A 23,035-nucleotide genomic window follows, 5' to 3' on the forward strand; every position below is an offset into this window, starting at 1 on the left:
GGCCGGCACCGCCCGCCGCCCCCCTCCGGGGGGGGGCCCCCCACCCCCGGCCCCCCCGCCACTTCACGGCCTCACTTCACGGCTTCACTTCACGGCCTCATAGCGCGGCGAGGCCGAGTTGCCGCAGCATGCCGAGTTCGTCGCTGCTGCCCCAGCGTTCGACGAGCTTGCCGTCGCTGTCGAAGCGGCTGATCTGCATGCCTCGGTAGCTCACCTTCCTGCCGGTCGCCGGTCGCCCCATGAGCGGTCCCAGATGCGTCCCGGAGATGACGTACGCGAAGGCCAACTCGTCGTCGGTGGCCAGCAGATGCTCCACCTGGACGTTCAAGTCGGGGAACGCCTCTCGCAACTCGCCGAACATGCCCTTGTACCCCTCGGGCCCCGGCCCCTGTCCCGGGGCGGGATCATGGTCGACCGAGTGGGAGGCGACGATCTCGTCGAGGGCGTCGAGGTTGCCGGAGACGACGGCCTCTCCGAAGGCGGTCTGCGCGGCGATGTTCGCTTGCTGAGCCATGGGTCCTCCCGGGCGTGTCTCGGACACCGGCCTGTTCGTCGGCTGAGCGGTCCGCATCCCTCCCGTCCCCCGACCGTACCTCCGCCGCCCGACCCCGGCATGCCCACACGACAGGCCCCGACGACGCCGGGCCCGTCCACGGGCACCGAGCACCGGGGGTCGAGCCGGCGCCATTCAGCCGGATCACACGCAAAAAGGCCGGTCCGCACAGGCGGACCGGCCTTCCCGGTGGTGGGCGATACTGGGTTCGAACCAGTGACCTCTTCGGTGTGAACGAAGCGCTCTCCCACTGAGCTAATCGCCCGGGAACGCAGTGAACGATACAGGGACCGGCGGGTTTCGTTCAAACCGCTTGCAGGTGCCCGAGCAGTCCGCGCCGCCCCGCCCGCATCATCAGCCGGTGGTTGGCACGGAAGAACGGCCGCCCGGGGACCGCAAGTCGGCGCAGCAGCGGCTTGCTGACGTCGACGACCTGGTCGTAGCGGGCCAGGGTTCCGGTGCCGTCGGCGGTGACCGTCCAGCGGGACCAGCCCTCGATGTCACCGCTCATCGCGATCTCCAGCACCCCGGCGGCCGGGTCGCGCCGGGTCTCGCGTGCGGTGAACGTCATGTCGTACGGCAGGACCGAGCGGATGGTGATGATGCCGGTGGTGTCGTTCAGTCGGCTGACCGCACGCACCTGCGGCCACCAGCGCGGGTACTCCTCGACCCGCTCGAGGGCCTGGTAGACGGCGGCGCACTCGGCGGGCAACGGCCACAGGCTGCGGAAGCGGTAGTGGGTCCAGTCCATGGGCGGAGTCTGCCCACCGGATCGATCTGAGTACGCGTACTCATGCCGTACGGAGTGACCGGGACCACACTCATGGGTGCGAGCGCCGCCGCCCGTGCGACGGCGCTCCCCCTCTCACCTGCTACGACGGCATCCTGTCGCCCAGCAGGGCGAGGTTCTCGATGGCCGCGAGCCCGTACAGCGCGGTGTCGTTGGAGGACACCCAGCTCGCCTCGCTGCCCGCCACCAGCGCGACCGGGCCGGAGAGCGGCTCGGTCTTCCACGGCGAGGACTCCGTATAGCCGTCGGAGCTGTAGAACTTCGTCCACGCGCGCTTGGCGAGCGTCTCGTCGCCGGTCTGCACGGCGGCGTAGGCGTCTAGCCGGGAGTGGCCCTGGAAGAGCAGCAGGGTGCCGAAGTTGGCGCCGTAGCGTGCCGCCTGTTCGGCCTTGGTGGCGTTGAAGTAGCGGCAGTAGTCGAAGTACACCTCGTTGAACTCCGGCATGTCGGTCAGGTAGATGAGTTCGGCGCAGAGTTCGTTGAGGCCGAAGACCGCCGAGAGGTGGGACACGGAGACCACCGGGGTGGCGGCGGTGGCGAACTTGCCGGTGTCGAGGTCGTACAGGCCGCTGCCCTGGACGAATCCGTTGGGCTGGGCGGCGATGCCCTCCATGGTCGACAGGACCCGCGCCTTGGCCTTCTCCCACTTGGGGCCCTTGCGTTCCCACTCGGTGAGCCAGGCCGAGACCAGACCGCTCCAGTCGGTGCCGAACCCGACGGAGAGGGCGTGCCGGTCGGGGGTGTAGGGGTCGGTACGGATCTTGCGGATCGGATCGAGGACGAGGAAGGTCTCGTCGGAGTCGACGTTGGCCGCCATGAGGTCGCCGACGCGTTCGTCGGCGGTGAGGAAGTAGTAGAAGCGCCGGTAGGTGGTGTTGGAGATGCGCTGCTGTTTGGCGCTGTCCGCGAAGTGCTGGATGCCGTGCCGGGTGCCGAGACCGGCCCACTGGCCGAGGTGGTAGACGTCGACCTCGCCGGTGTGCCGGGTGAGCGCCTCCGCGAACCGGAAGATGTCCGCGCGGCCGCTTCTGAGGTACGCATACCAGAGCCACAGGTCGGGCGAGAGCTCGGAGTTGTCCCAGGCGTACCCGCCGACGTCGTACCGCCACTGGTGGCGCACGGTGTCGTAGCTGTGCATGAAGTCGCCGTAGTCCCAGAAGCCGTACCAACGGCGTTGCTCCACCTGGTCCTTGTAGTAGGTGAAGAGGAAGTCGAGGTGATCCTCGATCTTCGCCTTGGCGGCGGTGGAGCGGTCGGGTTCGGAGTAGAGGCCGGGGCCGAAGACCTTGGCCTGGATGAGCTGCCTGGGCGGGGCGGTGAGCTGGGGCAGTACCCGGACGGCGTCGACCTGGTCGGCCAGCGTCTGCGGCGTCGGCGTCGACTCGTTGGCCCAGAAGAGGAGTTCGGAGGTGCGGGCGATGCCGTAGGGGGTGCCGAACTCCGGCTCGTAGTCCTCGTAGGTGATCTCAAGACCTTGGAGCTGCTCGGCGTACGTGTCCTGCCCCATGCCGTCGTGGTAGAAGCGCAGGTCCATCGGCTGGGCCTCGGGCGACCAGAGCCAGAGGGTGACCTCGGCCTCGTCGGTGTGGGCGTCCCGGATGTCCAGCTGGGCGGGGAACTTCTCCCAGAAGTCCCTGAGACCGAAGGAGAATCCGCCGCTCGCGCCACCGACGTAACCGAAACCGGAGGCCCGTCTGCCGCCGCCGGCCGCGATCCAGCCGTACCCCTTCTTCGTGCGCTTGCGCAGGGTGAAGCCGTCGGCGGAGAGCTGGGCGAGGGTGTAGTCGCCCCAGTGCGGGATGTACTGCAACCGGGTCGTCACCCGCTGGTCCCAGGTGGACGGGTCGGCCAGCTTCTCCCCCGCGTACTGGGCCGCCTGGACGGCCGCGCCCGGGTCGCGGCGCAGCCCGGTGACGCCCTGGACGGCCTCCCGCAGCAGGCCCGTTCCCTCACCGCCGATGCGGATGTGCCGGTCGTACGCCTCGTCGCGCATCGGCACGCTGAAGCGCACGCCCAGCCCGCGGATGAAGTCACCGCTCGCCCTGCCCGGCTCCTGGGTGCCGTCGTACGTGATCGTGTGGACCATCCGGAAGGAGTCGGCGCCCGCGTAGAAGTAGAGGCGGATCGAGAACGGCAGCCAGCTCCGGCCGCCCTTGCGGTGCTTGCCGTCGATCCGGACGACCGCGCGGACCGGCCCGTCCTGTTCGACGGTCACCGCGTCGATGGCGCCGTCGAAGCGCTCGGTCCTGACCGCGCCCTGGTCCTCGTCCTCGATCTCGGGCTGGCGGATGAGGACGAGCCGCCCGTTCCTGGCGATCTCCGTCGAGCCGCGGGTGACCGACTTGACGAGCGTCGAGCCGTTCTTGCCGATCTTCACGGAGATCACGCCGGTGGACACGTCGATGGTCCCGCCGCCCGTGGAGACGGTGACCTTCTGGTCGGGCGCCACCGCGTCGCCCGCCGCGAGCGTGAGCGTGCCGCTGCCGGAACTCACCGCGTGGGCGGTCCACTTGAGGGAGCCGTCCGGCCAGTAGGCGATCGGCCAGGACTGGACGGGTACGTCCTTGCCGTCCTCGTCCGTCAGCGCGAAGGTCTGGTCCTCCTGGAACGCGCCCATCGGCCAGGGCACCCCGACGGTCGAGCCGGGCGCGGCGCCGAGGCCGCCGTCCTCCAGCCAGTCCAGGGTCACCGGGTCCGCGTCGGCGGCCTCGGCTCCGGGCGCGGCCTGCGCGTCCTTGGCGCCCAGCGCCCAGCTGAACTGGGCTGCGGCACCGGCGACGGCGGCCGCCTTGAGAAGGGACCTGCGGGGGATGGGAGACATGGTCCGCCTTTCCTTTCCGTACGCGTGCGGGGTGGTCAGAGGCAGGTTGGTCAGGGGCATGACAGAGAGAGGTGCGACGCCGGAGGCGCCGCCCCTGGTGCGAGGCCGGTCAGCGGCGGCGCCGGTGGCGCTCCTCCACGGCGACGGCCGCCGCCGCGACGGCGCCCAGCACGGGCACCGCCAGCGGCGCGATGAGCAGGGCGGAACAGACCACCAGGACCGCTCCCCCGACGAGCAGGAAGGATCCGCCGGGGTCGAGGACGGTACGCCGGCCGGCCGCCGCGAGCAGGGTGCGCCAGCGGTCGCCGGGCGCCCAGACGGCCGCCGCGCGCAGCCCCGCGACGGCGAGGCCGATCACCGCGAACAGGCCGACGGCCCCGACGAACGGGCCGCCCGGCAGCCCGGCCCGCACGGCCTGGACGTCCACCCAGGCGACGGCGACCGCACCCCACCCGGCGAGCCCGACCAGCCGGCCGCCGCGCAGGGCGATCCGGAAGTCCTCGACGAACTCCCGCCAGCCGCCGCCCACCTGGCCGGTACGGCGGCGCAGGTGCCGGGCTCCGGCGGCGAAGGCGGCCGGGTAGGTGACGACCCCCAGGGACGCGACGGCGATCCACACGCCGGTGAGCAGACACTCGGCGAAGACGCCGAAACGGTCGGAGAAGGCGGTGGACTTCACCCGTACGTCGTCGGTCACGGCCTCAGCCCTTCAGTCCGGAGGTCGCCATTCCGTCGATCAGATAGCGCTGGAAGGCGAGGAAGAACAGCAGCACGGGCAGCAGCGCGACCAGGGACATGGCGATCATCCCGCCGTAGTTGGCGGCCACGCCGTCGGAGTCGCGGAACATCATCAGGCCCAGGGAGACCGTGTACTTGCCGGGCTCGTTGAGGTAGATCAGCGGGCCCATGAAGTCGTTCCAGGCGTTGATGAAGGTGAAGATCGCGCTGGTGATCAGGGCGGGCCGGCACAGCGGCAGCACGATCGACCAGTAGATGCGGAAGTGCCCGCAGCCGTCGAGCCGGGCCGCCTCGTCCAGTTCCCGGGGCAGGTTCCGCATGAACTGCACCATCAGGAAGACGAAGAAGGCCTCGGTGGCGAGGTACTTCCCGATCAGCAGGGGGGTGTAGGTGTTGATCCAGCCCAGTTTCTGGAACATCACGTACTGCGGGATCAGCAGTACGTGGTACGGCAGCAGCAGGGTGCCGATCATCAGGGAGAAGAGCAGATTGCGGCCGGCGAAGCGGATCCGGGCGAAGGCGTAGGCGGTGAGCGAGCAGGAGATCAGCACGCCGGCGACGGCGCCGAGCGCGTAGAAGAGCGAGTTCTGGAAGAAGGTCCAGATCGAGATGTCCGCGATGCCGTCGGCGAGGCCCTTGAAGTTGGACAGGATCGGGTGGGACGGCAACAGCTGGAGGCTGTTGATGATGTCCTTGCTGGGTTTGAACGAGGCGCCGATCACCCAGACCACCGGGTAGAGGATGACCGCGAGGATCAGCAGGGCCCCGAGGTGCCAGGCGAGCGAGCCGGTGTGCTTCCGGGAGAGAGCGGGAGAACTCATCGGGCGGCCTCCTCGTAGTGCACCCATTTCTTCTGGGACCAGAAGAGGACGGCCGTCACCAGGGCGACGGCGAGCAGCAGCATCCAGGCCATGGCGGCGGCGAAGCCCATCCGGGCGTTCTGGAAGCCCTGCTGGTAGAGGTAACAGGTGTAGACGAGCGTGGCGTCGGCCGGACCGCAGTACGTGTTGGAGACGACGTAGGCCGAGCCGAATATCTGGAAGGAGTGGATGGTCTCCAGGAGCACGTTGAAGAACAGCACCGGCGAGATCATCGGCAGGGTGACGTTCCAGAACTTCCGGAACGGCCCGGCGCCGTCCATCTCGGCCGCCTCGTACAGCTCCTTCGGCACCTGCTTCAGGCCCGCAAGGAAGATGACCATGGGGGCGCCGAACTGCCACACGGTCAGCGCGACCAGGCAGTACAGCACCCAGTCGGCGTTGCCGACCCAGCCGCCGACGTGCCAGCCGAAGAAGGACTGGGTACGGTCCACGATCGCGTCGTCGGAGAACAGCGACCGCCAGACGAAGCCGACGGAGACGCTCGCGCCGATCAGCGAGGGGGCGTAGAAAGCGGCCCGGTAGAAGGCCTGGCCCCGCCGGCTCTGGGCGAGGAGCAGGGCCACCCCGAGGGCGAGCAGCAGCTTCAGCGGGGTGCCGATGACCACGTACTTCGCGGTCACCTCCACCGACTTCTGCCAGCGGGGATCGTCGAACATCTTGGTGAAGTTGTCGAACCCGACCCACTTCGGGGTGTTGAAGAGGTTGTAGTCGGTGAACGCGAAGTACAGCGAGGCGACCATCGGGCCCGCGGTCAGCAGCAGGAAGCCGGCGATCCACGGGGACATGAAGAGGTATCCGGCGAGGTTCTCGCGCCGGCGGCCCGGCCGCCGCCCCGTTGCGGCGGAGGCGGCCGAACGCGTCCCGCGCGCCGCGGGCAGGGAGTCCTTGACGAGCGTCACGGCACGTCCCATCAGGCCTGGAAGGCGGCCTCGGACTCGGTGAAGAACTGCTTCACCGCGTCCGCGACCTTCGTCTTGCCCTGTCCGAGGTCGCCGCCGATCCGCAGGAAGGCGGCCTCGATGGTGTCGGCACCGGAAGGGTGCGGGGTGATCGTGCCGAGGACGCCCGCCTTGGCGGTGTCGTCCTCGTACTGCGCGATCTCCTTGTTCACCGCGTCGGTCGGCTTGAACGCCGCGTACTGCTCGGTGCTCGCGAGGATGCCCCGGTCGTAGCCCATGATCTTGCCGACCTCGGGGTCGTGGACCATGAAGGCGATGAACTGCGCGACCTCCTTGGGGTGAGCGGTACGGGCGGAGGCGCTCAGCATCAGGGAGGCGAGGTACTGCCCGGTGTGCTTGCCGTCCATGGTCGGGATCGGGGCGAGGCCGTAGGTGCTGTCGCCCTCCGACGAGTAGCGCACGGTGAAGTTGTCCCAGGTGAACTCGGAGGCGCCGTGACCGGCCGAGAGGGACGACTTGGGGGCGTCCTGGGCGACGACCTTCGGGTCCGTGACGATGCCGGCCTTGACGCGGCTGTAGCCGTCGGTCCACCACTCCGTCAGGTCGGTCTTGTCGAAGCCGAGTCCGTCGGCCGTGTAGAACGCCTTGCCGTTCTGGCGGAGGTAGAGGTCGTAGAGGTACATGATGGCGAAGTAGCCGGTGTCCCCCGCGACCCCGGTCTTGTCATGGATGGTTTTCAGGGCCTTGAAGTAGTCGTCCCAGGTCCAGCCCGCGTGCGGTTCGACGCCGGCCTTCTCGAAGACCTTCCTGTCGATGACGAGCGCCATGGTGTTGGAACCGACGGGGATTCCGAGTTGCTTGCCGTCGACCTCGCCGACCTTCGTGACGTCGGCCCGGAAGTGATCCAGGCTCAGATTGCCTGCCTGAACCTGAGACTTGAGGTCGAGGAGAATTCCTCGCTTGTCGTACTTCCGAAGAAAGGTGACGGCATTCTGGAAAACGTCCGGGGGATTTCCGCCGGCGGCCTGGGTCTGGAACTTCTCCCAGAACGATTGATATGTCTGGAAGTCCGTCTTGACCTTGATCTTCGGGTACTTCTTCTCGAAGAGCTTGATGGTCTGGTTGATCTTCGTGGCGCGTTCCTCGGCACCCCACCACGAGTAACGGATCGTCACCGTCCCGTCCCCGGAACCGCTTCCGCCGCCACACCCGGTCGTCGCGGCGAGCCCGAGCGCGGCCGCCGAGGCCCCAGCCGCCTTCAGGACGGTCCGCCTCTCCACTTTCCTGCTCGTTCCCACAGTCGGGCCCCTCCCCGCAGCGTCGCCGACGCTTGCATGAATCGTTTCAAGTAAGCGCTTGCTGGCACAAGGTACGGAGGGGCCGGTGAGGCGTCAATGATTCGGACAGGAATTTCTTGTGACCGGGGGTGGCGGTGAGGCGCGGCGGGGCGCGGGCGCGGCGACCGGAGGGTGGGTGACGTCGCAGGTAAGGGGCGTGCGGTCGGGGTGCCGAACGTGAAGTGGCCTGCGGTGGCCGGGGGTTACGGGTTGACTTCCATGCGCGGTCCGGGGTGAGGGCGGGGTTGGAGACCGGGCCGGAGACCAGGCCGGCGGCCGAGCCGGGACGAGGATGCGCTGCAGGGTCCGCGAGGGGGTGGGTGGGCGCCGTGGATCTCCTTCCGCGCGGAGGCTCGGAGCGGTCGGCATGGAGAAGGGGAGGCGGTGAAGGGCGCACGGATCGTGCGGGTGCGAGTCGAGGGTGGGACGCGGTGCGGGCTCGCGGGACTGTGCGGGTCCGGGTCGGGCGACAGGGCCGACTCCTCCGACGACTCCGGCCCCGGTGCGACTTGTCATGCCCCGACCCGGCGGGCTTGCCCTGAAGATCACCGTCCGCCGTTGACGGTGCCCACCTGGTGCCATCAGCCTCCGACCGGTCCGGCGAGGGACCGTGCACCGACCGTGTTCGTCCGCGTCACACGGACGGACGGGAACCTCTCCGCATCGCCCGGAGAATGACGGAGCGCGACGGCGTCGACACCGACCGACACACCTCACCTGCGTCGACCGGCACCGTCAGGCGCGGGGGCGACCGTCAGACGCGGGGGCGACCGTCAGACGCGGGGGGGGGCGCCGTCAGGCGCGGGGGGGCGCCGTCAGGCGCGGGGGGGGGCGCCGCCAGACGCGGGGAGGCACCGTCAGACGCGGGGGCGCGCCGCAAGGCAGACAGGTGCCGCGGAGGGCGGTCAGGGCGTCGCACAGCTCTTCGCACCGCCACGCGGGAGCACCGCCGGGCGGGAGCACCGCCGGGCGGGAGCACGCCGCGCTGGAGCACCGCCGGGCGGGAGCACGCCGCGCTGGAGCACTACCGCCCAGCAGCCCGACCGCGCGATGGACAGGACACGCACGGAGAACGCCCGCCCGGAGCCGCACCGCCCGCACACCAGCCGGCCGCAGGCATGCCGCACGGGGTGGGCGGCGCCGCCAGAGCCGCACCCACACCTCTCCCCGGCCCTGAAACCACCGCGGCCCACCTGCTCTCTCGCCGGGGGGCCGCGGTTCCGGGTGGGCGATACTGGGTTCGAACCAGTGACCTCTTCGGTGTGAACGAAGCGCTCTCCCACTGAGCTAATCGCCCGGACGCAGGAAGAACATTACCCCATGTCAGGGGGTGCCCCCGACCAGTCGCCGGGGGCCCTCGGCCGTCGGCCGGATCACTCCTCGATCTTCCAGGGCATCACTATGCCGAACTTGGAGAGGTAGATCCCGACCAGGCCGGCCACGATCACCAGGCCGATCACCGTCAGCGTGATGTTGCGGCGGCGCACCTTGGGGTCGAGGGCCTTCTGGGCCGCCTCCGTGACCTTGCGTTTCGTCCAGCGGAGCACCAGCTGGGCCCAGACGAACTCGGTCGCCCAGATCGCCATGCCACCGAAGATGATCACCCAGCCCGGTCCCGGCAACGGCAGCAGGACGATACCCACGCCCACCACCGCGAGGCCGACCGCGAAGACCCCGACCTGCCAGCTCAGGTGCAGCATCCGGCGTGCCTTGATGAACTCGGGCGCCCGCGATCCGAGCCCCCGCTCGTCGCGCGCCCCGTCCGGCTCCGTTCCGTCCACCTCGCTCCCGTCCGAGGCCACGGCGACCTCGCCCGGTTCGTTACTCCCCGTATTCATACGACCAAACACTACCTGACCGATTCCGGTCACCGGAATGGTCGTAGATCGCGCCGAGGTTCTCGGCCGGAAGAGTTACGTAAACACACGCAAAACACTCAGAGGGGTTTACAACGGCACCGTAGGTGGCATGTCGATTTCGCCGACGTGCGAATCCCCGAGCGCACACTGAGCGAAAGGCCCTGGCGCTTATGAACACCACGGTCAGCTGCGAGCTGCACCTGCGCCTCGTTGTGTCGAGCGAGTCCTCCCTGCCTGTCCCCGCAGGCCTGCGGTACGACACGGCCGACCCCTACGCCGTGCACGCCACCTTCCACACCGGAGCCGAGGAGACCGTCGAGTGGGTGTTCGCCCGCGACCTCCTCGCCGAGGGGCTGCACCGCCCCACCGGCACCGGCGACGTCCGCGTCTGGCCGTCCCGCAGTCACGGTCAGGGCGTCGTGTGCATCGCCCTGAGCTCTCCGGAGGGCGAAGCCCTGCTCGAAGCCCCGGCGCGGGCCCTGGAATCCTTCCTGAAGCGAACTGACGCCGCCGTGCCGCCCGGCACGGAACACCGGCACTTCGATCTCGATCAGGAGCTCTCGCACATTCTGGCGGAGAGCTAGGGCAACGCCCCTGCAAGCCGCCCGGCGCCGTCCACTCGGGGAGACGGCTCGGGCCTAGACAACCGCATACGGCAGCACCGGCGCCGCCACCGTGATCGGTCACGGGGGCGGCGCCGGTGTGTCCGTGCGCCCTGGGAACCCCCGCCGGGCGGTGCGCGTTCTACAGGGCAGCGACGAGTGGGGCAGAGCACGATGCGCCGGAGCCGTATGTCGCTACGATCGGCCACCATCGGCGGGCGCCCGCCCGACCCTCAGGCCAGGGAGCGAAACGTGCTGATCACCCACGACACCCGGTGTTCCCTCGACGCCGTGGTGGATCTGGTGAACACCGCGCCGGAGGACGACTCGGCGCCGGACGGGCTGTCCGATGTCGCGGCGCTCCAGGTTTTCGTACGGAACCACGACATGAGCGATGTGGGCGTGCTCTCGGAGTTCGACCTGTCGGCGGTGCGCAAGGTCCGCGGCCGGTTCGCGGGGATCTTCGCCGCCCCGGACGCCCGGATCGCCGCCGGGATGATCAACGAACTGGTCGCGGCCGCGGGCACCACGCCCCAGCTCACGGACCACGACGGCTACAACTGGCATGTGCACTATTTCGCGCCCGGCGCCTCGGTGGCCGACCACCTCGCCGCCGACTGCGGGATGGCGCTCGCGTTCTTCGTCGTCGCCGGAGAGCAGGAGCGGCTGCGGCGCTGCGAGGCCCCGGACTGCCGGCGCGCCTTCGTCGACCTCTCCCGCAACCGCTCGCGCCGCTACTGCGACAGCCGGACCTGCGGAAACCGGCTGCATGTCGCCGCCTACCGGGCACGCCGCAAGGAGGCGGCGGGCTGATCCCCGAAAGGCGGATCTCACCGAGCCGCCGGCCCGGTCCGCCGTCGGGGTTCATCGGCAGGTTCGTCGTCGGGGTTCGTCGATGCCGACGCCTGTCCCGGCGGGTGGCGCCGGGACGGGCGGGTACGGCTCACAGCCACAGCAGGTCGTGCAGCGCAGCCATGAGGAGCAGACACCCGATCACCGCAAGGAAGATCATCAGCGGTGGCTGGGAAAGGGCGAAGAGGCACCCGCGCGGCTCGTCCTTCGGCGGCACGGCCTCGCTCTGTTTCGTGTCCAGCATCTCGCGGCGATGATGACCTAGCGGGCACCCTCTGCGCGATCAACACGCCCGGAATGGGCGGGAGTTCGCCGAATTCCGTGATGTCCGGTTCGCTTCCGCTCGCCCGGTGAACGCTTCCGCGCACGCCGTAGGCGCACTGTGTCGTTTCAATGCCTCATGTGACTGTCATATGCATCCGCCGCGACCCGTCTGAACAGCGCCGGGCCCGCGCGACGGGGGCGCCGCCGTCTCCCGCACGCCCCCGCCGCCGCGGGTGGGTCATATCCCGTGCTTCTTCAGGATGGCCTCGATGTCGCTGAAGTCCTCACCCGACCCGGTACCTCGGGGCGACCCCGCGGGCTTGGCCGCCGGGCGGGTGGCGGGACCCAGCGAGGGTGCCGAGGCGGCAGGAGCGACGGCGTCCCGCTTCGTGTCCCGGGCGGCCGCCTTGCGCTCGGCGCGGGTGCCACCGCGTCGGCGCTCCACAGCACGCGATGACGCGAACAGGGCCCAGGCCGCGCCGAGCACCCCGAAGCCCGCCCAGGCGGTGGGGCTGAACGCCGTGTCGGCGAGCCAGCCGACCACTCCCGTCATGACCAGGCCGACGGGCACGAGTGAGTAGGCGGCTATACGGGCCGCCGACAGGTACCGCTTGCGGTAGGCGGTCACCACGGCGATGCCCAGGCCGGCCGCGGACGCGGCGGAACAGACTGTCTCGGCGATCATCCGGTCCTCCTGGCGGGCTCGGTCGGGCGGGGCGACGGACACACGCTGCGTCGTGCCCCCTCCATCGTGCACCGCCCGGCCCGTGCGATCCATGCCCGGGCCTGACAATCAGGGGCATCTCGGGGTCCCCTCCGGGTCGTCTCCACCCCAGGTACGAACGGTGATCACAGCCGGCCACCGGCCGCCGCCCAGCGTCACGATTGGGTCGACGGAGCCCGGCCTGGAAGACTGGTCGCCATGAACGACTCCCCCGCGCCCACCGACGCCCCGGTCCTCGACGTCTGGTGCGATCTCCAGTGTCCCGACTGCCGCAGCGCCCTGGACGACCTCCGCGCCCTGCGCGCCCGGTACGGCGACCGGCTGGAGCTGCGGCTGCGGCACTTCCCGCTGGAGAAGAACAAGCACGCCTTCGCCGCCGCGCAGGCCGCCGAGGAGGCGCTGGAGCAGGGCAAGGGCTGGGAGTACGTCGAGGCGGTCCTCGGCCGGGTCGAGGAGCTGGACCGCAAGGGCGAGCCGTTCCTGGTCGAGGTGGCCCGTGAACTGGGCCTGGACGCGGAGGAGTTCGACACCGCGCTGGTCGACGGCCGGCACATCCTGATCGTCGACGCCGACCAGGCCGAGGGGCAGGCCATCGGCGTGACGGGCACCCCGACCTACGTCATCGGGGGCGAACGCCTCGACGGCGGCAAGAGCCAGGAGGGCCTGCGCGAGCGGGTGACGGAGATCGCGGACCGGCTGCTGGCCGAGCGGGAGCAGTGATCCACAGCCGGACCCCACAGCCCGGCCCCGCAGCCCGACCGCACAGCCGGTTCCGGAGCGGCTTTCAGAGCAGGTTCTTGTACAGGTGGTAGGTGATCGTCTCGTAGCCGAGTGACTCGTAGAGCCGCTCGGCGGGGGTATTGCCCGCGAAGACGTTCAACAGGATGGCCGGCCGGCCGGCCGCGACGCCCTGCGCCTCCGCCAGGAGCATCAGCGTGCGGCCGTGTCCCCTGCCCCGGTGGCGCGCGTCGGTCTCGACCTTGTAGACGAAAGCCCTGTCCTCCCGGGTGCCCGTCCAGAGTGTGCCGACCGCGGTTCCTTCGTGGTCCAGGACGCTCAAGACCATTCCGGGGGTGGCCAGGCCGTCGGGCAGAAAGCCGACGGTGTCCCGCAGAGCCTTGGCCTTGGCCTCGGCCTCGGGCACTCCGCGCTCGAACCAGCTCTGCGCGTAGCTCTCCTGGAGCTCTTCCCGCCAAGGGCCGAACTCCGCCGGGGTCATGGACCGCCCCCGGCTCCCGGCGGGCAGACCGGGCGGGGTGTCGCCGAGCGGCTTCTCCATGTGGCGGTTGCGTACGAGGTAGCCGAGAGCGGTCGCCGCCTTGAGTGCCGCTTCCGCCTCCCCCGGCACCGATGTCTCGATCCGCGTACACCCCCACCCGCGCAGCACTTCCTCCGCGGCGAGCGCGGCGACCGTGCCCCGGCCTCGGCGGCGGTCCGGCTCCTCGATGCGCAGGTCCAGAATCCGGCCCACCGAGTCGCCGAACTGGGGACTCACGCCGAGATGTATCGCGCCGACGGGACGGCTGTTCACACACACCTGGTACCGGCGTGAACGCGTCCCGTCGGCTTCGTGCTGAAGCGGCTCGGTCGGCCGCAGGGTCGTGGTCATCAGAGGTGTTCTACCCGCCACGGACGCCCACGTCAGCCCATTAAAAGCGGCTCTTACGGATCCAGGTCCTGCCCGGACCGCTCGTCGAAGATCCGCATCGCCTTGGCGGTGACCGGGCCGGGGGCGCCGGGGAGTTCGCGGTCGTCGACCCGATGCACGGCCTGGACATCACGCAGGGTGGAGGTCAGGAAGACCTCGTCGGCCCGCTCCAGGACGTCCAGGGGCAGGTCGGTCTCCTTGGCGCCGGTCCACTCGACGGTCAGGGCGCGGGTGATGCCGGCCAGACAGCCGGACGCGACCGGCGGGGTGTGGATCTCGCCGTCGAGGACGACGAAGACGTTGGAGCCGGTGCCCTCGCAGAGCTGCCCGACGGTGTTGGCGAACAGGGCCTCGGTGGCGCCGTGTTGGTGGGCACGGGCCAGGGCCACGACGTTCTCGGCGTACGAGGTGGTCTTCAGGCCGGTGAGCGCGCCGCGCTCGTTGCGGGTCCAGGGGACCGTGACGACGGCGGTGGAGTCGGCGCGGCGGCCGGTCTCCCCGAGGGCGACCACGAGGGTGGGGCCGCGGTCACCGCGGTCGGAGCCGAGCGGCCCGTGGCCGCCGGTGTAGGTGATGCGCAGCCGGCCCAGCGGCATCGGGTTGGCCGCCAGCACCGCCTCGCACGCCCGGCGCACCTCGTCGTGGTCGGGGTCGGGCAGACCGAGACCCCGGGCCGAGCGGGTCAGCCGGTCGAGATGCCGGGTGAGCGCGAAGGGCCTGCCCTCGGTCGCCTTCACCGTCTCGAAGATGCCGTCCCCCACGGTCAGCCCGTGGTCGAACACGGAGACACGCGCGGACTCGACGTCCTGCAGCCCGCCGTCCAGCCAGATCTTCACCCGAGGTCCCCTTCGTTCATGTCGTACCTACCCGACGCTACCGCGAGGAGCCGGGCGGCCTTCAGCTCGGTCTCCCGCCATTCACCCTCCGGGTCGGATCCCCAGGTGATCCCCGCCCCGGTACCGAACCGCAGCGCGCCCGCTCCCCGGTCGATCCAGAAGGTGCGGATGCCCACCGCCAGCTCGCCGACGCCCCGGTCCGCGTCGACCCAGCCGATGCCGCCGCAGTACGGGCCGCGCGGCGCGGTCTCCAGCTCCTCGATGATCCGCAGGGCGCTCGACTTCGGCGCGCCGGTGACGGAGCCGGGCGGGAAGGCCGCGGCGAGCAGCTCGGCCCAGCCCGCCCCCACGCGCAGCTCGCCCCGGACCGTGGAGACCAGGTGGACGAGCCCGGGATGCTTCTCGACGGCGCACAGGTCGGGGACGGTCACCGTGCCGGTGGCGCAGACCCGCCCGATGTCGTTGCGGACCAGGTCCACGATCATCACGTTCTCGGCGTAGTCCTTCTCCAGGAGGTCCGCCTCGGTGCGGCCGGTGCCCTTGATGGGTCCGCTCTCGACGGTCCGCCCCGTCCGGCGCAGGAACAGCTCGGGCGAGGCGGTGGCTATCTCGACACCGTGTTCCGGGAGCCGAATCGTTCCGGCGTACGGCGCCGGGTTGCCGCGGGCCAGCAGTGCGGTCAAGGCGTCCACGTCGGAGTCCGGGGCGGCCGGCGCGGACAGCACACGGCACAGATTGGCCTGGTAGACCTCGCCGGCCGCGATATACGTACGGATCCGCCGCACGGCGGTCGTGTACGCGGCGCGGTCGAGGGACGACGTCCAGTCACCGGCGGCCGGGCCCCGCCACTGCCCCGGCACCGGCGCGGGCACCGGTTCCTCCCGTACGTCGCCGAACCGGGCACAGGTCAGCCGGCCCTCGAAGTCCGCGCAGACGGCCCAGAATCCGGTGGAGTCGAGGGCCGCGGGATCGCTGGTGACATCGAGGAGACCGGTGGCGAGACGTGCGCCGAACCGGGCGAGAGGAGGGTGATGGAGCACGTCGTCGAGTCTATGGCGGGTGTCCTGGGGGTGACCCGGGCGTGTCGTCAAGGGGGCCCTGACCACGTCGTCTGCCGGGTCAGGCGCAGCACGCTGCGCAAACGCGTTTTTGTGCTGGCCCGGGAATCCGCTAGAGTTCAACACGTCGCCGGGCCGCGAGAGCGGACCGAAACGACAGGCGGACGTAGCTCAGTTGGTAGAGCGCAACCTTGCCAAGGTTGAGGTCGCGAGTTCGAGCCTCGTCGTCCGCTCGAAGGAACTAGGGGTCTTCCCGATCCCCTACACTCCTGGTGGAGTGGCCGAGAGGCGAGGCAACGGCCTGCAAAGCCGTCTACACGGGTTCAAATCCCGTCTCCACCTCCAAGGACGATTAGCTCAGCGGGAGAGCGCTTCCCTGACACGGAAGAGGTCACTGGTTCAATCCCAGTATCGTCCACTGGATCTTCGCAGTTTTCGGCGTTCTCGCCGAAGGATCGAGGATCTGATCCCGCGCGATTAGCTCAGCGGGAGAGCGCTTCCCTGACACGGAAGAGGTCACTGGTTCAATCCCAGTATCGCGCACGCAGTGCCCGTGATCTTCGGATCGCGGTCCCGAGGACGATTAGCTCAGCGGGAGAGCGCTTCCCTGACACGGAAGAGGTCACTGGTTCAATCCCAGTATCGTCCACACGCAAAGAGCCCCGGCCGTCGTGACGGCCGGGGCTTCTTCGTGCGCCAGAGTCTGCGCGGGCGCCCGGCGGAGGTGCCGGGCGCACCGGGCTCAGCTGGAGAAGAGCATGTGGGCCCAGCTCTTCTGGCCATGGTGACCGCCGTGGTGCCCACCATGGCCGCCGTAGTGACCCCCGTGGTGCTGCTGCGGGGCGCCCCAGGCCGGCGCGGGCGGCGCCGGGTAGGCCTGCGGGGCCGGCGGGGCCGGCTTCGACCACTGGGCCTCCATCTGGGTCAGCGCCTCCAGCTCGCCGTAGTCGAGGAAGATGCCCCGGCAGCCGCTGCACTGCTCGATCTGGACGCCGTTGCGGTTGTAGGTGTGCATCGGCGCATGGCACTTCGGACACTGCATGGTCGGCTCAACTCCTCGCCGGTAAAAACTGCTTCACGTTCTCCCAGGACAGACTCCGTCCGACCCCGGTCGGTTGCACCCTACTTCGGGAAATCGACGGCCAACCGGGCGGGGACCGGGGTCGTTCGGGAGCGGCGCGGGATCATTCCGGGGCCATACGGGCACAAGCGTCGATCAAGGACTGCTCCACCTCGTCCAGGCCACGGTCCGCCGCGAGCGCCTTCGCGAGATAGCGGGCGGCGGTCTGGACGGTGAGGGCGCGGGCCGGCACGTCCAGGGCCGGCCAGGGGTCGCCGTCCTCCGGTACGGCCGGGCCGCCGGCTGCGCGGTAGGCGGTCAGGAAGCGGGTCCAGTCCTCGGGCGGGAGGAGGCCGCAGGCGTACCAGGAGGCGGGGCGGGCGAGGTCCCAGGCCGGGTCGCCGACGCCGAGGTCGTCGACGTCGATGAGCCGCCACGGGCCGTCCGGCGCCGGGTGCCGGACCAGCTGGCCGAGGTGCAGATCGCCGTGGCAGAGGGTGCGGGCGCCGGACATCGGGGCCTCGGCGCGGGCCCAGGCGGGCAGCGCGGACCAGGCGCGGAGGACGGGCGGGGCGGCGGGGTGCACCGGCGAGGCGGCCAGCGCCCGGCGGAGGCGGGCGATCGCATCGGCGGCCTTGGCCGGGCCGCGCATCGGGGGTGTGGCGGGGAGCGGCGGGGTGCGATGAAGACGGGCGAGGAGGGTGGCGGCGGCTTCCCAGGGGGCGGCGTCCGGGGCGTCGGGGTCCACGGGACGGCCGTACGGCCAGAGGGTGACCGGGCGGGTGCCGAGCACAGTCGCCGGGGTGGCCGCGAGCGGAGCGAGGAAGACGTCGGGGAGGTGGGCGGCGGTCGCCAGGCGGAGCGCGAGGGCGGTGGGGTCGGTGCCGGGGGCGTGGGCCTTGGCGACGGTTTCCGCGTGCCGGAGGACCGTGGTGTCGGGGCGGTGGGCGAGGGTGGTGGTGGCGCCGCAGTGGCAGGGGGCCGCGCCGGGGTGTGCGGCGGCTCTGACCTTGGCGGTCAGCTGGGGTATTACGTCTGCGGTCGTCAAGGGTCCCCCGGGGTGTGCGGATGTATGCGGCACCGAGCGTACGTGGGTGCACTTGGCCGGGGTTCACGGTCGGGCGGCGTGGGTGCTGGGGTACCGGAGTTTCACTCGCCCGCGCTTGCGGGGTGCCGCCGCGCCCACCCGTGCCGCCCTGCGGCACGATTGCCCGCAGCTGTGTAAGACGCGGCTGGGACGCGCCCCCTGAAGGGGCGCGGGGAACTGCGCGGTCAGCCCCCGCCGGGCCGCAGATGTACTTCGGCCGTGCGCACCGCAAAAAAAGCAATGCCGGCGCAGCTCCCCAGCTGCGCCGGCATTTTGCCGTCCGCCGCACCCCCGTCCCCACGGGGTTTCATGGGTGGATGTCCCCGCCCGGACCGCTCTTCCGGGCCTGGGGTCGCCGCTCAGCGCCCCAGCATCACTCCCACGGACGACGCCTGTGTGGCCACCGTCTCCCAGCCGTCGAAGACGAGCAGGAGCAGGGCCGCCAGGGGAAGGGCCATCAGCGTCGCCACCAGCGGGTGGCGGCGGCCCTGCCGGCGGGGGCGGGTGGTATGTGTCCGCTGTGCCGTAAGAGCCATGGTCCCTCTCCTGACCGTTCAGTTGTCGTTGGCAGCGGCGGGTGTCTGACCTCGGGGGACGAGTGCTGCACCCGCCGCTTGACCTCAAATCTAGGCGCGGGCCGCCTCGGGGACGTCATGCCCTCGTACCGAATCGCTGGCCTCCGAGAGGATGAGCCGTGACCTGCGGTCTACTCCCCTGGGTGGAGACCGGGTCCTACACCTCGTCCTGGGCCTCGGGGTCTTCCCGGAGGGGGTGCCCGGTCCTTCCCGGTTTCTCCGAGCTGTCCTCGCGGGGCACCGGCTGCTCGACGAGGGCCAGGACCCGGGTCGCCATGAAACGGGCGGTACGGACAACACTGCCGTTTCGCGTGACTTCGCTCACTTCCACCACCCCTCGTCGTACCGCCGTCTCCACCCGGCGGCCCGCCCTGCTGGCCACCACCTCGTATGTACGGGTCGTGTCGCCCGCGTCGACGACTATCTCCACTCGGTCACCCTTCACAGCCTCAATCCCCCTTCTGTGACGGCTTGTTGGCGCAGACGGATGCTCAAAGGAGCCGATACCGGCGCCTTCCTGACCACTCCTCAAGTCTCGCACCCGGCACTGACAATCCGTCGGGCCGAGAGGGCGCGGCCTCTGCGCGCGGGCGGCCGTGGAAACGTAAGCTGTGCCACGTCACACGGACCGGGCAGCGGGGATGAACATGGCGATGATGCGCCTGAGGCGCGAGGACCCGCGCGTCGTCGGCTCGTTCAGGCTTCACCGGAGGCTCGGCGCCGGCGGGATGGGCGTGGTCTATCTCGGCTCCGACAAGAAGGGGCAGCGGGTCGCGCTGAAGGTGATCCGGCCCGATCTGGCGGAGGACCAGGAGTTCCGGTCGCGTTTCGCCCGTGAGGTCTCGGCGGCCCGGCGGATCCGGGGCGGTTGCACGGCACGGCTGGTCGCCGCGGACCTGGAGGCCGAGCGGCCGTGGTTCGCCACCCAGTACGTGCCCGGTCCCTCGCTGCACGACAAGGTCGCCGACGACGGCCCGCTGGGCGCGGCGGACGCGGCCGCGGTCGGCGCGGCGCTGTCCGAGGGCCTGGTCGCCGTGCACGAGGCCGGGGTCGTCCACCGGGACCTGAAGCCGTCCAACATCCTGCTGTCCCCGAAGGGGCCGCGGATCATCGACTTCGGCATCGCCTGGGCCACCGGGGCCTCCACGCTCACCCACGTCGGTACGGCGGTGGGCTCCCCCGGGTTCCTCGCGCCCGAGCAGGTGCGCGGCGCGGCCGTCACCCCGGCCACCGACGTGTTCTCGCTCGGCGCGACCCTGGCGTACGCGTCGACCGGCGACTCGCCCTTCGGGCACGGCAGTTCCGAGGTGATGCTCTACCGCGTGGTCCACGAGGAGCCGCAGCTGTACGGGGTGCCGGACGCGCTGGCCCCGCTGGTGCGGGCCTGTCTGGCGAAGGACCCGGAGGACCGGCCGAGCACGCTCCAGCTGTCGCTCCGGCTGAAGGAGATCGCCGCGCGCGAGGCGCAGGGGCTGCCCGACGTACGGCCGCCGGCGCCGCGTGCCGCGGAGGCGGACCGGCCCACCGGCCGGCTCACCGAGACCTACCCGGAGCCGCAGCGCGCCCAGCGGCGGCCGCCGCCGCAGTCCTCGGCGGGCACGCCGGTGCGGGGCAACGCGCCCTCGCGCGGCGGCAGCGGTCCACGGCCGAACGGCGGTGTGCCGTCCCGGCCGAGCGGCGTGCGCCCCATGCCCGCTCCGCGCGGCAACGGCAGCCGGCCCGGGAACACCAACGGGAACCGCCCCGGCCCGCGCAGCGGTACGGGACGACCGGCGCCGCGCCCCACGGGCACCGGACGGCGCCCGGCCAACCCCCGGCTGCTGCGCCAGCGGCTCTTCGTGTTCGTCGTGGTGACCCTGCTGGTGGCGCTGGGGATCGCGCTGGCCCAGGGCTGTTCCGGCCCGGCGCACGGGATGGGCGTGCCCGGTGGGGCCGTACCCGCGAAGGCGGCCGCCCTCAGGGAGTAGCAGGTCCTACGCAGGTCCTACGCCTCGGGGCGGCCGGTGGTCACCGCGTAGAAGGCGACCGCGGCCGCCGCGCCGACGTTGAGGGAGTCGACGCCGTGGGACATCGGGATGCGGACCCATTCGTCGGCGGCGACCAGGGCCTGGGTGGAGAGGCCGTCGCCCTCCGCTCCGAGCATCAGGGCGACCCTGTCCATCCGGTGCGGGGCGGCCTCGTCGAGGCTGCGGGCCTTCTCGTCCGGGGTGAGGGCGAGGAGCGTGAACCCGGCCTCGCGGACCGAGTCCAGTCCCTTGGGCCAGGTGTCGAGGCGGGCGTACGGCACGGAGAAGACCGCGCCCATCGAGACCTTCACGCTGCGGCGGTAGAGGGGGTCGGCGCAGTCGGGGGACAACAGCACCGCGTCCATGCCGAGGGCCGCCGCCGAGCGGAAGATCGCGCCGATGTTGGTGTGGTCGTTGACCGACTCCATGACGACGACCCGGCGGGTGGTGCGCAGCAGTTCGGTCGCCGTCGGCAGCGGCTTGCGCTGCATGGAGGCGAGCGCGCCGCGGTGCACGTGGTAGCCGGTGACCTTCTCGGCGAGCTCCGGGCTGACCGCGTAGACGGGGGCCGGGAGTTCGTCTATGACATCGCGCATGACGTCGACCCATTTGGCGGACAGCAGCATCGAACGCATCTCGTAGCCCGCGTCCTTCGCCCTGCGGATGACCTTCTCGCCCTCGGCGATGAACAGGCCCTCGGCCGGTTCGCGCTTGCGGCGCAACTCGACGTCGGTCAGGCCCGTGTAGTCGCGCAGGCGCGGGTCGTCGGGGTCCTCAACGGTGATGAGATCGGCCACAGGGTGATACTGCCTTGTCCTGGGTGTGGTGCCAACGGGCTGGAACGGGTTGTGTTACCCGGGGTTACGCCGGTGCCTCTCCGGCGGACGGGTGCGGGCCGACGTTCACGACCTCGCCGACGACGATGACCGCCGGGGGCTTCACGTCCTCCGTGCGGACGACCTCCGCCACCGTGGCGAGAGTCGCGTCGACCCGGCGCTGGGCGGCCGTCGTGCCCTCCTGGACCAGGGCGACCGGGGTGTCCGGGGACTTGCCGTGGGCCACCAGGGTCTCGGCGATCTGCCCGATCTTGTCGACGCCCATCAGGATCACCAGGGTCCCGGTGAGCTTCGCGAGGGACGGCCAGTCGGCGAGCGACCGCGCGTCGTCCGGCGCCACATGGCCGCTGACCACGGTGAACTCGTGCGCGACCCCCCGGTGGGTGACCGGGATACCTGCCGCGCTCGGCACCGAGATCGAGCTGGAGATGCCGGGCACGACCGTGCAGGGGATGCCGGCCTCGGCGAGCGCCTGGACCTCCTCCATGCCCCGGCCGAAGACATAGGGGTCGCCGCCCTTGAGCCGTACGACCGACTTGCCCTGCTTGGCGTGCTCGATCAGGGCGTTGTTGATGGCCTCCTGGGCCATGTAGCGGCCGTACGGGATCTTCGCCGCGTCGATCACCTCGACGTGCGGCGGGAGTTCGGCGAGCAGGTCGCGGGGGCCGAGGCGGTCGGCGATCACCACGTCGGCTTCGGCGAGCAGGCGGCGGCCGCGCACCGTGATCAGGTCGGGGTCGCCGGGACCGCCGCCGACCAGGGCGACGCCCGCGTGGCGGCTGCGGTGGTGCGGGGCGACGAGGGTGCCGTCGCGCAGGCCCTCGACGACCGCGTCCCGGATGGCGGCGGTGTGGCGGGGGTCGCGGCCCCGGGCGTCGGTGGTGAGCACGGCGACCGTGACGCCCTCGCTGTGGCCGGTGGCCGGGGTCCAGGCGGTGGCCTGGTCCGCGTCGTCGGAGCGGACGCACCAGACGCGGTGGCGCTCGGCCTCGGCGGAGGCGGCGGTGTTGGCGTCGGGGTCGCTGGTGGCGATGAGGGCGTACCAGGCCTCGGTGAGGTCGCCGTCCTGGTAGGGGCGCCGTACCCAGGTGATCTCGCCGGCGTCCGCCATGGCCTCGACGGAGGGGGTGGCCTCGGGAGATACGAGGGTGACGGCGGCGCCGGCCGCGATGAGCGCGGGAAGTCGGCGCTGGGCGACCTGGCCGGCGCCGAGGACGACCACCTTGCGGCCGGCGAGGCGGAGGCCTACGGGGTAGGCGGGGTGTTCGGCCATGAGGGTGCGGCTCCCTGGTGTGGCGGCGGTGCGATGCCGGCAGCGATGCGATGCCCTGACGTGCGGATTTTACGTGGCGCGGGGGTGCGGTGGCTCAGGTGCCCGAGTGCTGGGCGGGGTGGCCGGGTGCGGGTGCGCGGTCCGTGCCCAGCCGTTCCGCCCGGGGGCGCCTCCCGGGCCCTTGAGGCACTGAGGGAGGAACGCCTGCCCACGGACCGGAATGCGGTTGGCGCCCTCACAGGACGAACCACCCCGACCGCCCTCCGGCCGGCGCCCGCGGAGGACGAACCGCGCCGGCCGCGACGGCCCGCCAGCGGTGCGGAGCGAACCGTGCGG

23 protein-coding genes and 7 tRNA genes are annotated in these 23,035 nt (G+C 71.1%); 9 read left to right on the top strand and 21 right to left on the bottom strand.

What is annotated here, in order from left to right:
- Positions 1-97: 97 nt before the first annotated feature.
- The 10 genes from ACFWXC_RS17855 to ACFWXC_RS17900 form a co-directional block, all read right to left on the bottom strand.
- The gene (locus ACFWXC_RS17855; protein WP_384479687.1) at positions 98-514 is read right to left on the bottom strand and encodes an ester cyclase; all 417 of its coding nucleotides are present in this window, start codon (positions 512-514) and stop codon (positions 98-100) included.
- 229 nt (positions 515-743) lie between these two features.
- Positions 744-818 (bottom strand) — tRNA-Val (locus tag ACFWXC_RS17860).
- 39 nt (positions 819-857) lie between these two features.
- Positions 858-1,304, bottom strand: a complete 447-nt coding sequence (locus ACFWXC_RS17865) for an SRPBCC family protein (protein ID WP_384479689.1) — start codon at positions 1,302-1,304, stop codon at positions 858-860.
- Between the two features lie 121 nt (positions 1,305-1,425).
- On the bottom strand, positions 1,426-4,164 hold the full coding sequence (locus ACFWXC_RS17870; RefSeq protein ID WP_384479691.1) for a Tat pathway signal sequence domain protein: 2,739 nt from the start codon (positions 4,162-4,164) through the stop codon (positions 1,426-1,428).
- Between the two features lie 109 nt (positions 4,165-4,273).
- Positions 4,274-4,861, bottom strand: a complete 588-nt coding sequence (locus ACFWXC_RS17875) for a hypothetical protein (protein ID WP_384479693.1) — start codon at positions 4,859-4,861, stop codon at positions 4,274-4,276.
- A gap of 4 nt (positions 4,862-4,865) precedes the next feature.
- Entirely contained in the window at positions 4,866-5,750 is an 885-nt protein-coding gene (locus tag ACFWXC_RS17880; RefSeq protein WP_384479695.1) for a carbohydrate ABC transporter permease, read from the bottom strand.
- Positions 5,720-6,682, bottom strand: coding sequence for a carbohydrate ABC transporter permease (locus ACFWXC_RS17885; protein WP_384480020.1), 963 nt, complete (start codon positions 6,680-6,682; stop codon positions 5,720-5,722). The genes ACFWXC_RS17880 and ACFWXC_RS17885 overlap by 31 nt, the downstream gene beginning before the upstream one ends.
- An 11-nt stretch (positions 6,683-6,693) precedes the next feature.
- Entirely contained in the window at positions 6,694-7,980 is a 1,287-nt protein-coding gene (locus tag ACFWXC_RS17890) for an ABC transporter substrate-binding protein (RefSeq protein WP_384479697.1), read from the bottom strand.
- Between the two features lie 1,264 nt (positions 7,981-9,244).
- Positions 9,245-9,316: transfer RNA gene (locus ACFWXC_RS17895), tRNA-Val, on the bottom strand.
- A gap of 76 nt (positions 9,317-9,392) precedes the next feature.
- Positions 9,393-9,857 (bottom strand): TIGR02611 family protein, encoded by a 465-nt coding sequence (locus ACFWXC_RS17900; RefSeq protein ID WP_384479699.1) that lies wholly within the window; start codon positions 9,855-9,857, stop codon positions 9,393-9,395.
- 191 nt (positions 9,858-10,048) lie between these two features.
- On the opposite strand from ACFWXC_RS17900, the gene ACFWXC_RS17905 reads away from it, so the two are divergent.
- Together ACFWXC_RS17905 and ACFWXC_RS17910 are read left to right on the top strand one after the other, a co-directional pair.
- Positions 10,049-10,462: an SsgA family sporulation/cell division regulator gene (locus ACFWXC_RS17905; RefSeq protein WP_004002642.1), complete on the top strand. Its 414-nt coding sequence runs from the start codon at positions 10,049-10,051 to the stop codon at positions 10,460-10,462.
- A gap of 270 nt (positions 10,463-10,732) precedes the next feature.
- Positions 10,733-11,293 (top strand): CGNR zinc finger domain-containing protein, encoded by a 561-nt coding sequence (locus ACFWXC_RS17910; RefSeq protein ID WP_384479701.1) that lies wholly within the window; start codon positions 10,733-10,735, stop codon positions 11,291-11,293.
- 130 nt (positions 11,294-11,423) lie between these two features.
- Here ACFWXC_RS17910 and ACFWXC_RS17915 read toward each other — a convergent pair whose 3' ends face one another.
- Positions 11,424-11,576 carry a hypothetical protein gene (locus ACFWXC_RS17915; RefSeq protein ID WP_352219917.1) on the bottom strand — a complete coding sequence of 51 codons (153 nt, stop codon included), beginning with the start codon at positions 11,574-11,576 and terminating at the stop codon, positions 11,424-11,426.
- A gap of 258 nt (positions 11,577-11,834) precedes the next feature.
- Positions 11,835-12,281, bottom strand: a complete 447-nt coding sequence (locus ACFWXC_RS17920; protein WP_384479703.1) for a hypothetical protein — start codon at positions 12,279-12,281, stop codon at positions 11,835-11,837.
- Between the two features lie 237 nt (positions 12,282-12,518).
- Here ACFWXC_RS17920 and ACFWXC_RS17925 point away from each other — a divergent pair, with 237 nt between their 5' ends.
- Positions 12,519-13,040, top strand: coding sequence for a DsbA family protein (locus ACFWXC_RS17925; protein WP_384479705.1), 522 nt, complete (start codon positions 12,519-12,521; stop codon positions 13,038-13,040).
- A gap of 64 nt (positions 13,041-13,104) precedes the next feature.
- Here the strand turns inward: ACFWXC_RS17925 and ACFWXC_RS17930 are convergent, their stop codons facing one another.
- From ACFWXC_RS17930 to ACFWXC_RS17940, 3 genes are read right to left on the bottom strand one after another with little or no spacing between them, the layout of a single operon-like run.
- Positions 13,105-13,929 (bottom strand): GNAT family N-acetyltransferase, encoded by an 825-nt coding sequence (locus ACFWXC_RS17930; RefSeq protein ID WP_384479707.1) that lies wholly within the window; start codon positions 13,927-13,929, stop codon positions 13,105-13,107.
- A 53-nt stretch (positions 13,930-13,982) separates the two neighbouring features.
- Positions 13,983-14,804, bottom strand: a complete 822-nt coding sequence (locus ACFWXC_RS17935; protein WP_384479708.1) for an aminotransferase class IV — start codon at positions 14,802-14,804, stop codon at positions 13,983-13,985.
- Positions 14,801-15,844 carry a chorismate-binding protein gene (locus tag ACFWXC_RS17940; protein WP_384479710.1) on the bottom strand — a complete coding sequence of 348 codons (1,044 nt, stop codon included), beginning with the start codon at positions 15,842-15,844 and terminating at the stop codon, positions 14,801-14,803. The genes ACFWXC_RS17935 and ACFWXC_RS17940 overlap by 4 nt, the downstream gene beginning before the upstream one ends.
- 178 nt (positions 15,845-16,022) lie before the next feature.
- Between ACFWXC_RS17940 and ACFWXC_RS17945 the strand changes: the two genes are divergently transcribed.
- From ACFWXC_RS17945 to ACFWXC_RS17965, 5 genes are all read left to right on the top strand, one after another.
- A tRNA-Gly gene (locus ACFWXC_RS17945) sits at positions 16,023-16,095 on the top strand.
- A 38-nt stretch (positions 16,096-16,133) separates the two neighbouring features.
- Positions 16,134-16,207: transfer RNA gene (locus tag ACFWXC_RS17950), tRNA-Cys, on the top strand.
- A 1-nt stretch (position 16,208) separates the two neighbouring features.
- A tRNA-Val gene (locus tag ACFWXC_RS17955) sits at positions 16,209-16,280 on the top strand.
- Between the two features lie 53 nt (positions 16,281-16,333).
- Positions 16,334-16,405: transfer RNA gene (locus ACFWXC_RS17960), tRNA-Val, on the top strand.
- A 34-nt stretch (positions 16,406-16,439) separates the two neighbouring features.
- Positions 16,440-16,511, top strand: a tRNA-Val gene (locus tag ACFWXC_RS17965).
- A gap of 93 nt (positions 16,512-16,604) precedes the next feature.
- On the opposite strand, the gene ACFWXC_RS17970 is transcribed toward ACFWXC_RS17965, so the two are convergent.
- From ACFWXC_RS17970 to ACFWXC_RS17985, 4 genes are all read right to left on the bottom strand, one after another.
- On the bottom strand, positions 16,605-16,904 hold the full coding sequence (locus tag ACFWXC_RS17970) for a zf-TFIIB domain-containing protein (protein WP_384479712.1): 300 nt from the start codon (positions 16,902-16,904) through the stop codon (positions 16,605-16,607).
- A 142-nt stretch (positions 16,905-17,046) separates the two neighbouring features.
- A complete protein-coding gene (locus ACFWXC_RS17975; RefSeq protein WP_384479713.1) occupies positions 17,047-17,970 on the bottom strand; it encodes a phosphotransferase family protein in 924 nt (307 codons plus the stop codon).
- A gap of 398 nt (positions 17,971-18,368) precedes the next feature.
- Positions 18,369-18,545 (bottom strand): hypothetical protein, encoded by a 177-nt coding sequence (locus ACFWXC_RS17980; protein WP_046726640.1) that lies wholly within the window; start codon positions 18,543-18,545, stop codon positions 18,369-18,371.
- Between the two features lie 196 nt (positions 18,546-18,741).
- A complete protein-coding gene (locus ACFWXC_RS17985; RefSeq protein WP_384479715.1) occupies positions 18,742-19,029 on the bottom strand; it encodes a hypothetical protein in 288 nt (95 codons plus the stop codon).
- A 196-nt stretch (positions 19,030-19,225) separates the two neighbouring features.
- Here ACFWXC_RS17985 and ACFWXC_RS17990 point away from each other — a divergent pair, with 196 nt between their 5' ends.
- The gene (locus ACFWXC_RS17990; RefSeq protein WP_384480022.1) at positions 19,226-20,551 is read left to right on the top strand and encodes a protein kinase; all 1,326 of its coding nucleotides are present in this window, start codon (positions 19,226-19,228) and stop codon (positions 20,549-20,551) included.
- 17 nt (positions 20,552-20,568) lie between these two features.
- On the opposite strand, the gene ACFWXC_RS17995 is transcribed toward ACFWXC_RS17990, so the two are convergent.
- Together ACFWXC_RS17995 and cobA are read right to left on the bottom strand one after the other, a co-directional pair.
- The gene (locus ACFWXC_RS17995) at positions 20,569-21,387 is read right to left on the bottom strand and encodes an RNA methyltransferase (RefSeq protein WP_181807761.1); all 819 of its coding nucleotides are present in this window, start codon (positions 21,385-21,387) and stop codon (positions 20,569-20,571) included.
- 64 nt (positions 21,388-21,451) lie between these two features.
- Entirely contained in the window at positions 21,452-22,699 is a 1,248-nt protein-coding gene (cobA, locus tag ACFWXC_RS18000) for a uroporphyrinogen-III C-methyltransferase (RefSeq protein WP_384479717.1), read from the bottom strand.
- Between the last annotated feature and the right edge of the window lie 336 nt (positions 22,700-23,035).

The organism is Streptomyces sp. NPDC058683 (assembly GCF_042716195.1).
GTDB lineage: Bacteria > Actinomycetota > Actinomycetes > Streptomycetales > Streptomycetaceae > Streptomyces.

Coding starts and splice junctions, on each gene's coding strand:
- ACFWXC_RS17855 (WP_384479687.1), bottom strand. CDS start 514: ATGGCTCAGCAAGCGAACATCGCCGCGCAGACCGCCTTCGGAGAGGCC.
- ACFWXC_RS17865 (WP_384479689.1), bottom strand. CDS start 1,304: ATGGACTGGACCCACTACCGCTTCCGCAGCCTGTGGCCGTTGCCCGCC.
- ACFWXC_RS17870 (WP_384479691.1), bottom strand. CDS start 4,164: ATGTCTCCCATCCCCCGCAGGTCCCTTCTCAAGGCGGCCGCCGTCGCC.
- ACFWXC_RS17880 (WP_384479695.1), bottom strand. CDS start 5,750: ATGGGTGCACTACGAGGAGGCCGCCCGATGAGTTCTCCCGCTCTCTCC.
- ACFWXC_RS17900 (WP_384479699.1), bottom strand. CDS start 9,857: ATGAATACGGGGAGTAACGAACCGGGCGAGGTCGCCGTGGCCTCGGAC.
- ACFWXC_RS17905 (WP_004002642.1), top strand. CDS start 10,049: ATGAACACCACGGTCAGCTGCGAGCTGCACCTGCGCCTCGTTGTGTCG.
- ACFWXC_RS17915 (WP_352219917.1), bottom strand. CDS start 11,576: ATGCTGGACACGAAACAGAGCGAGGCCGTGCCGCCGAAGGACGAGCCG.
- ACFWXC_RS17920 (WP_384479703.1), bottom strand. CDS start 12,281: ATGATCGCCGAGACAGTCTGTTCCGCCGCGTCCGCGGCCGGCCTGGGC.
- ACFWXC_RS17925 (WP_384479705.1), top strand. CDS start 12,519: ATGAACGACTCCCCCGCGCCCACCGACGCCCCGGTCCTCGACGTCTGG.
- ACFWXC_RS17930 (WP_384479707.1), bottom strand. CDS start 13,929: ATGACCACGACCCTGCGGCCGACCGAGCCGCTTCAGCACGAAGCCGAC.
- ACFWXC_RS17970 (WP_384479712.1), bottom strand. CDS start 16,904: ATGCAGTGTCCGAAGTGCCATGCGCCGATGCACACCTACAACCGCAAC.
- ACFWXC_RS17980 (WP_046726640.1), bottom strand. CDS start 18,545: ATGGCTCTTACGGCACAGCGGACACATACCACCCGCCCCCGCCGGCAG.
- ACFWXC_RS17990 (WP_384480022.1), top strand. CDS start 19,226: ATGAACATGGCGATGATGCGCCTGAGGCGCGAGGACCCGCGCGTCGTC.
- cobA (WP_384479717.1), bottom strand. CDS start 22,699: ATGGCCGAACACCCCGCCTACCCCGTAGGCCTCCGCCTCGCCGGCCGC.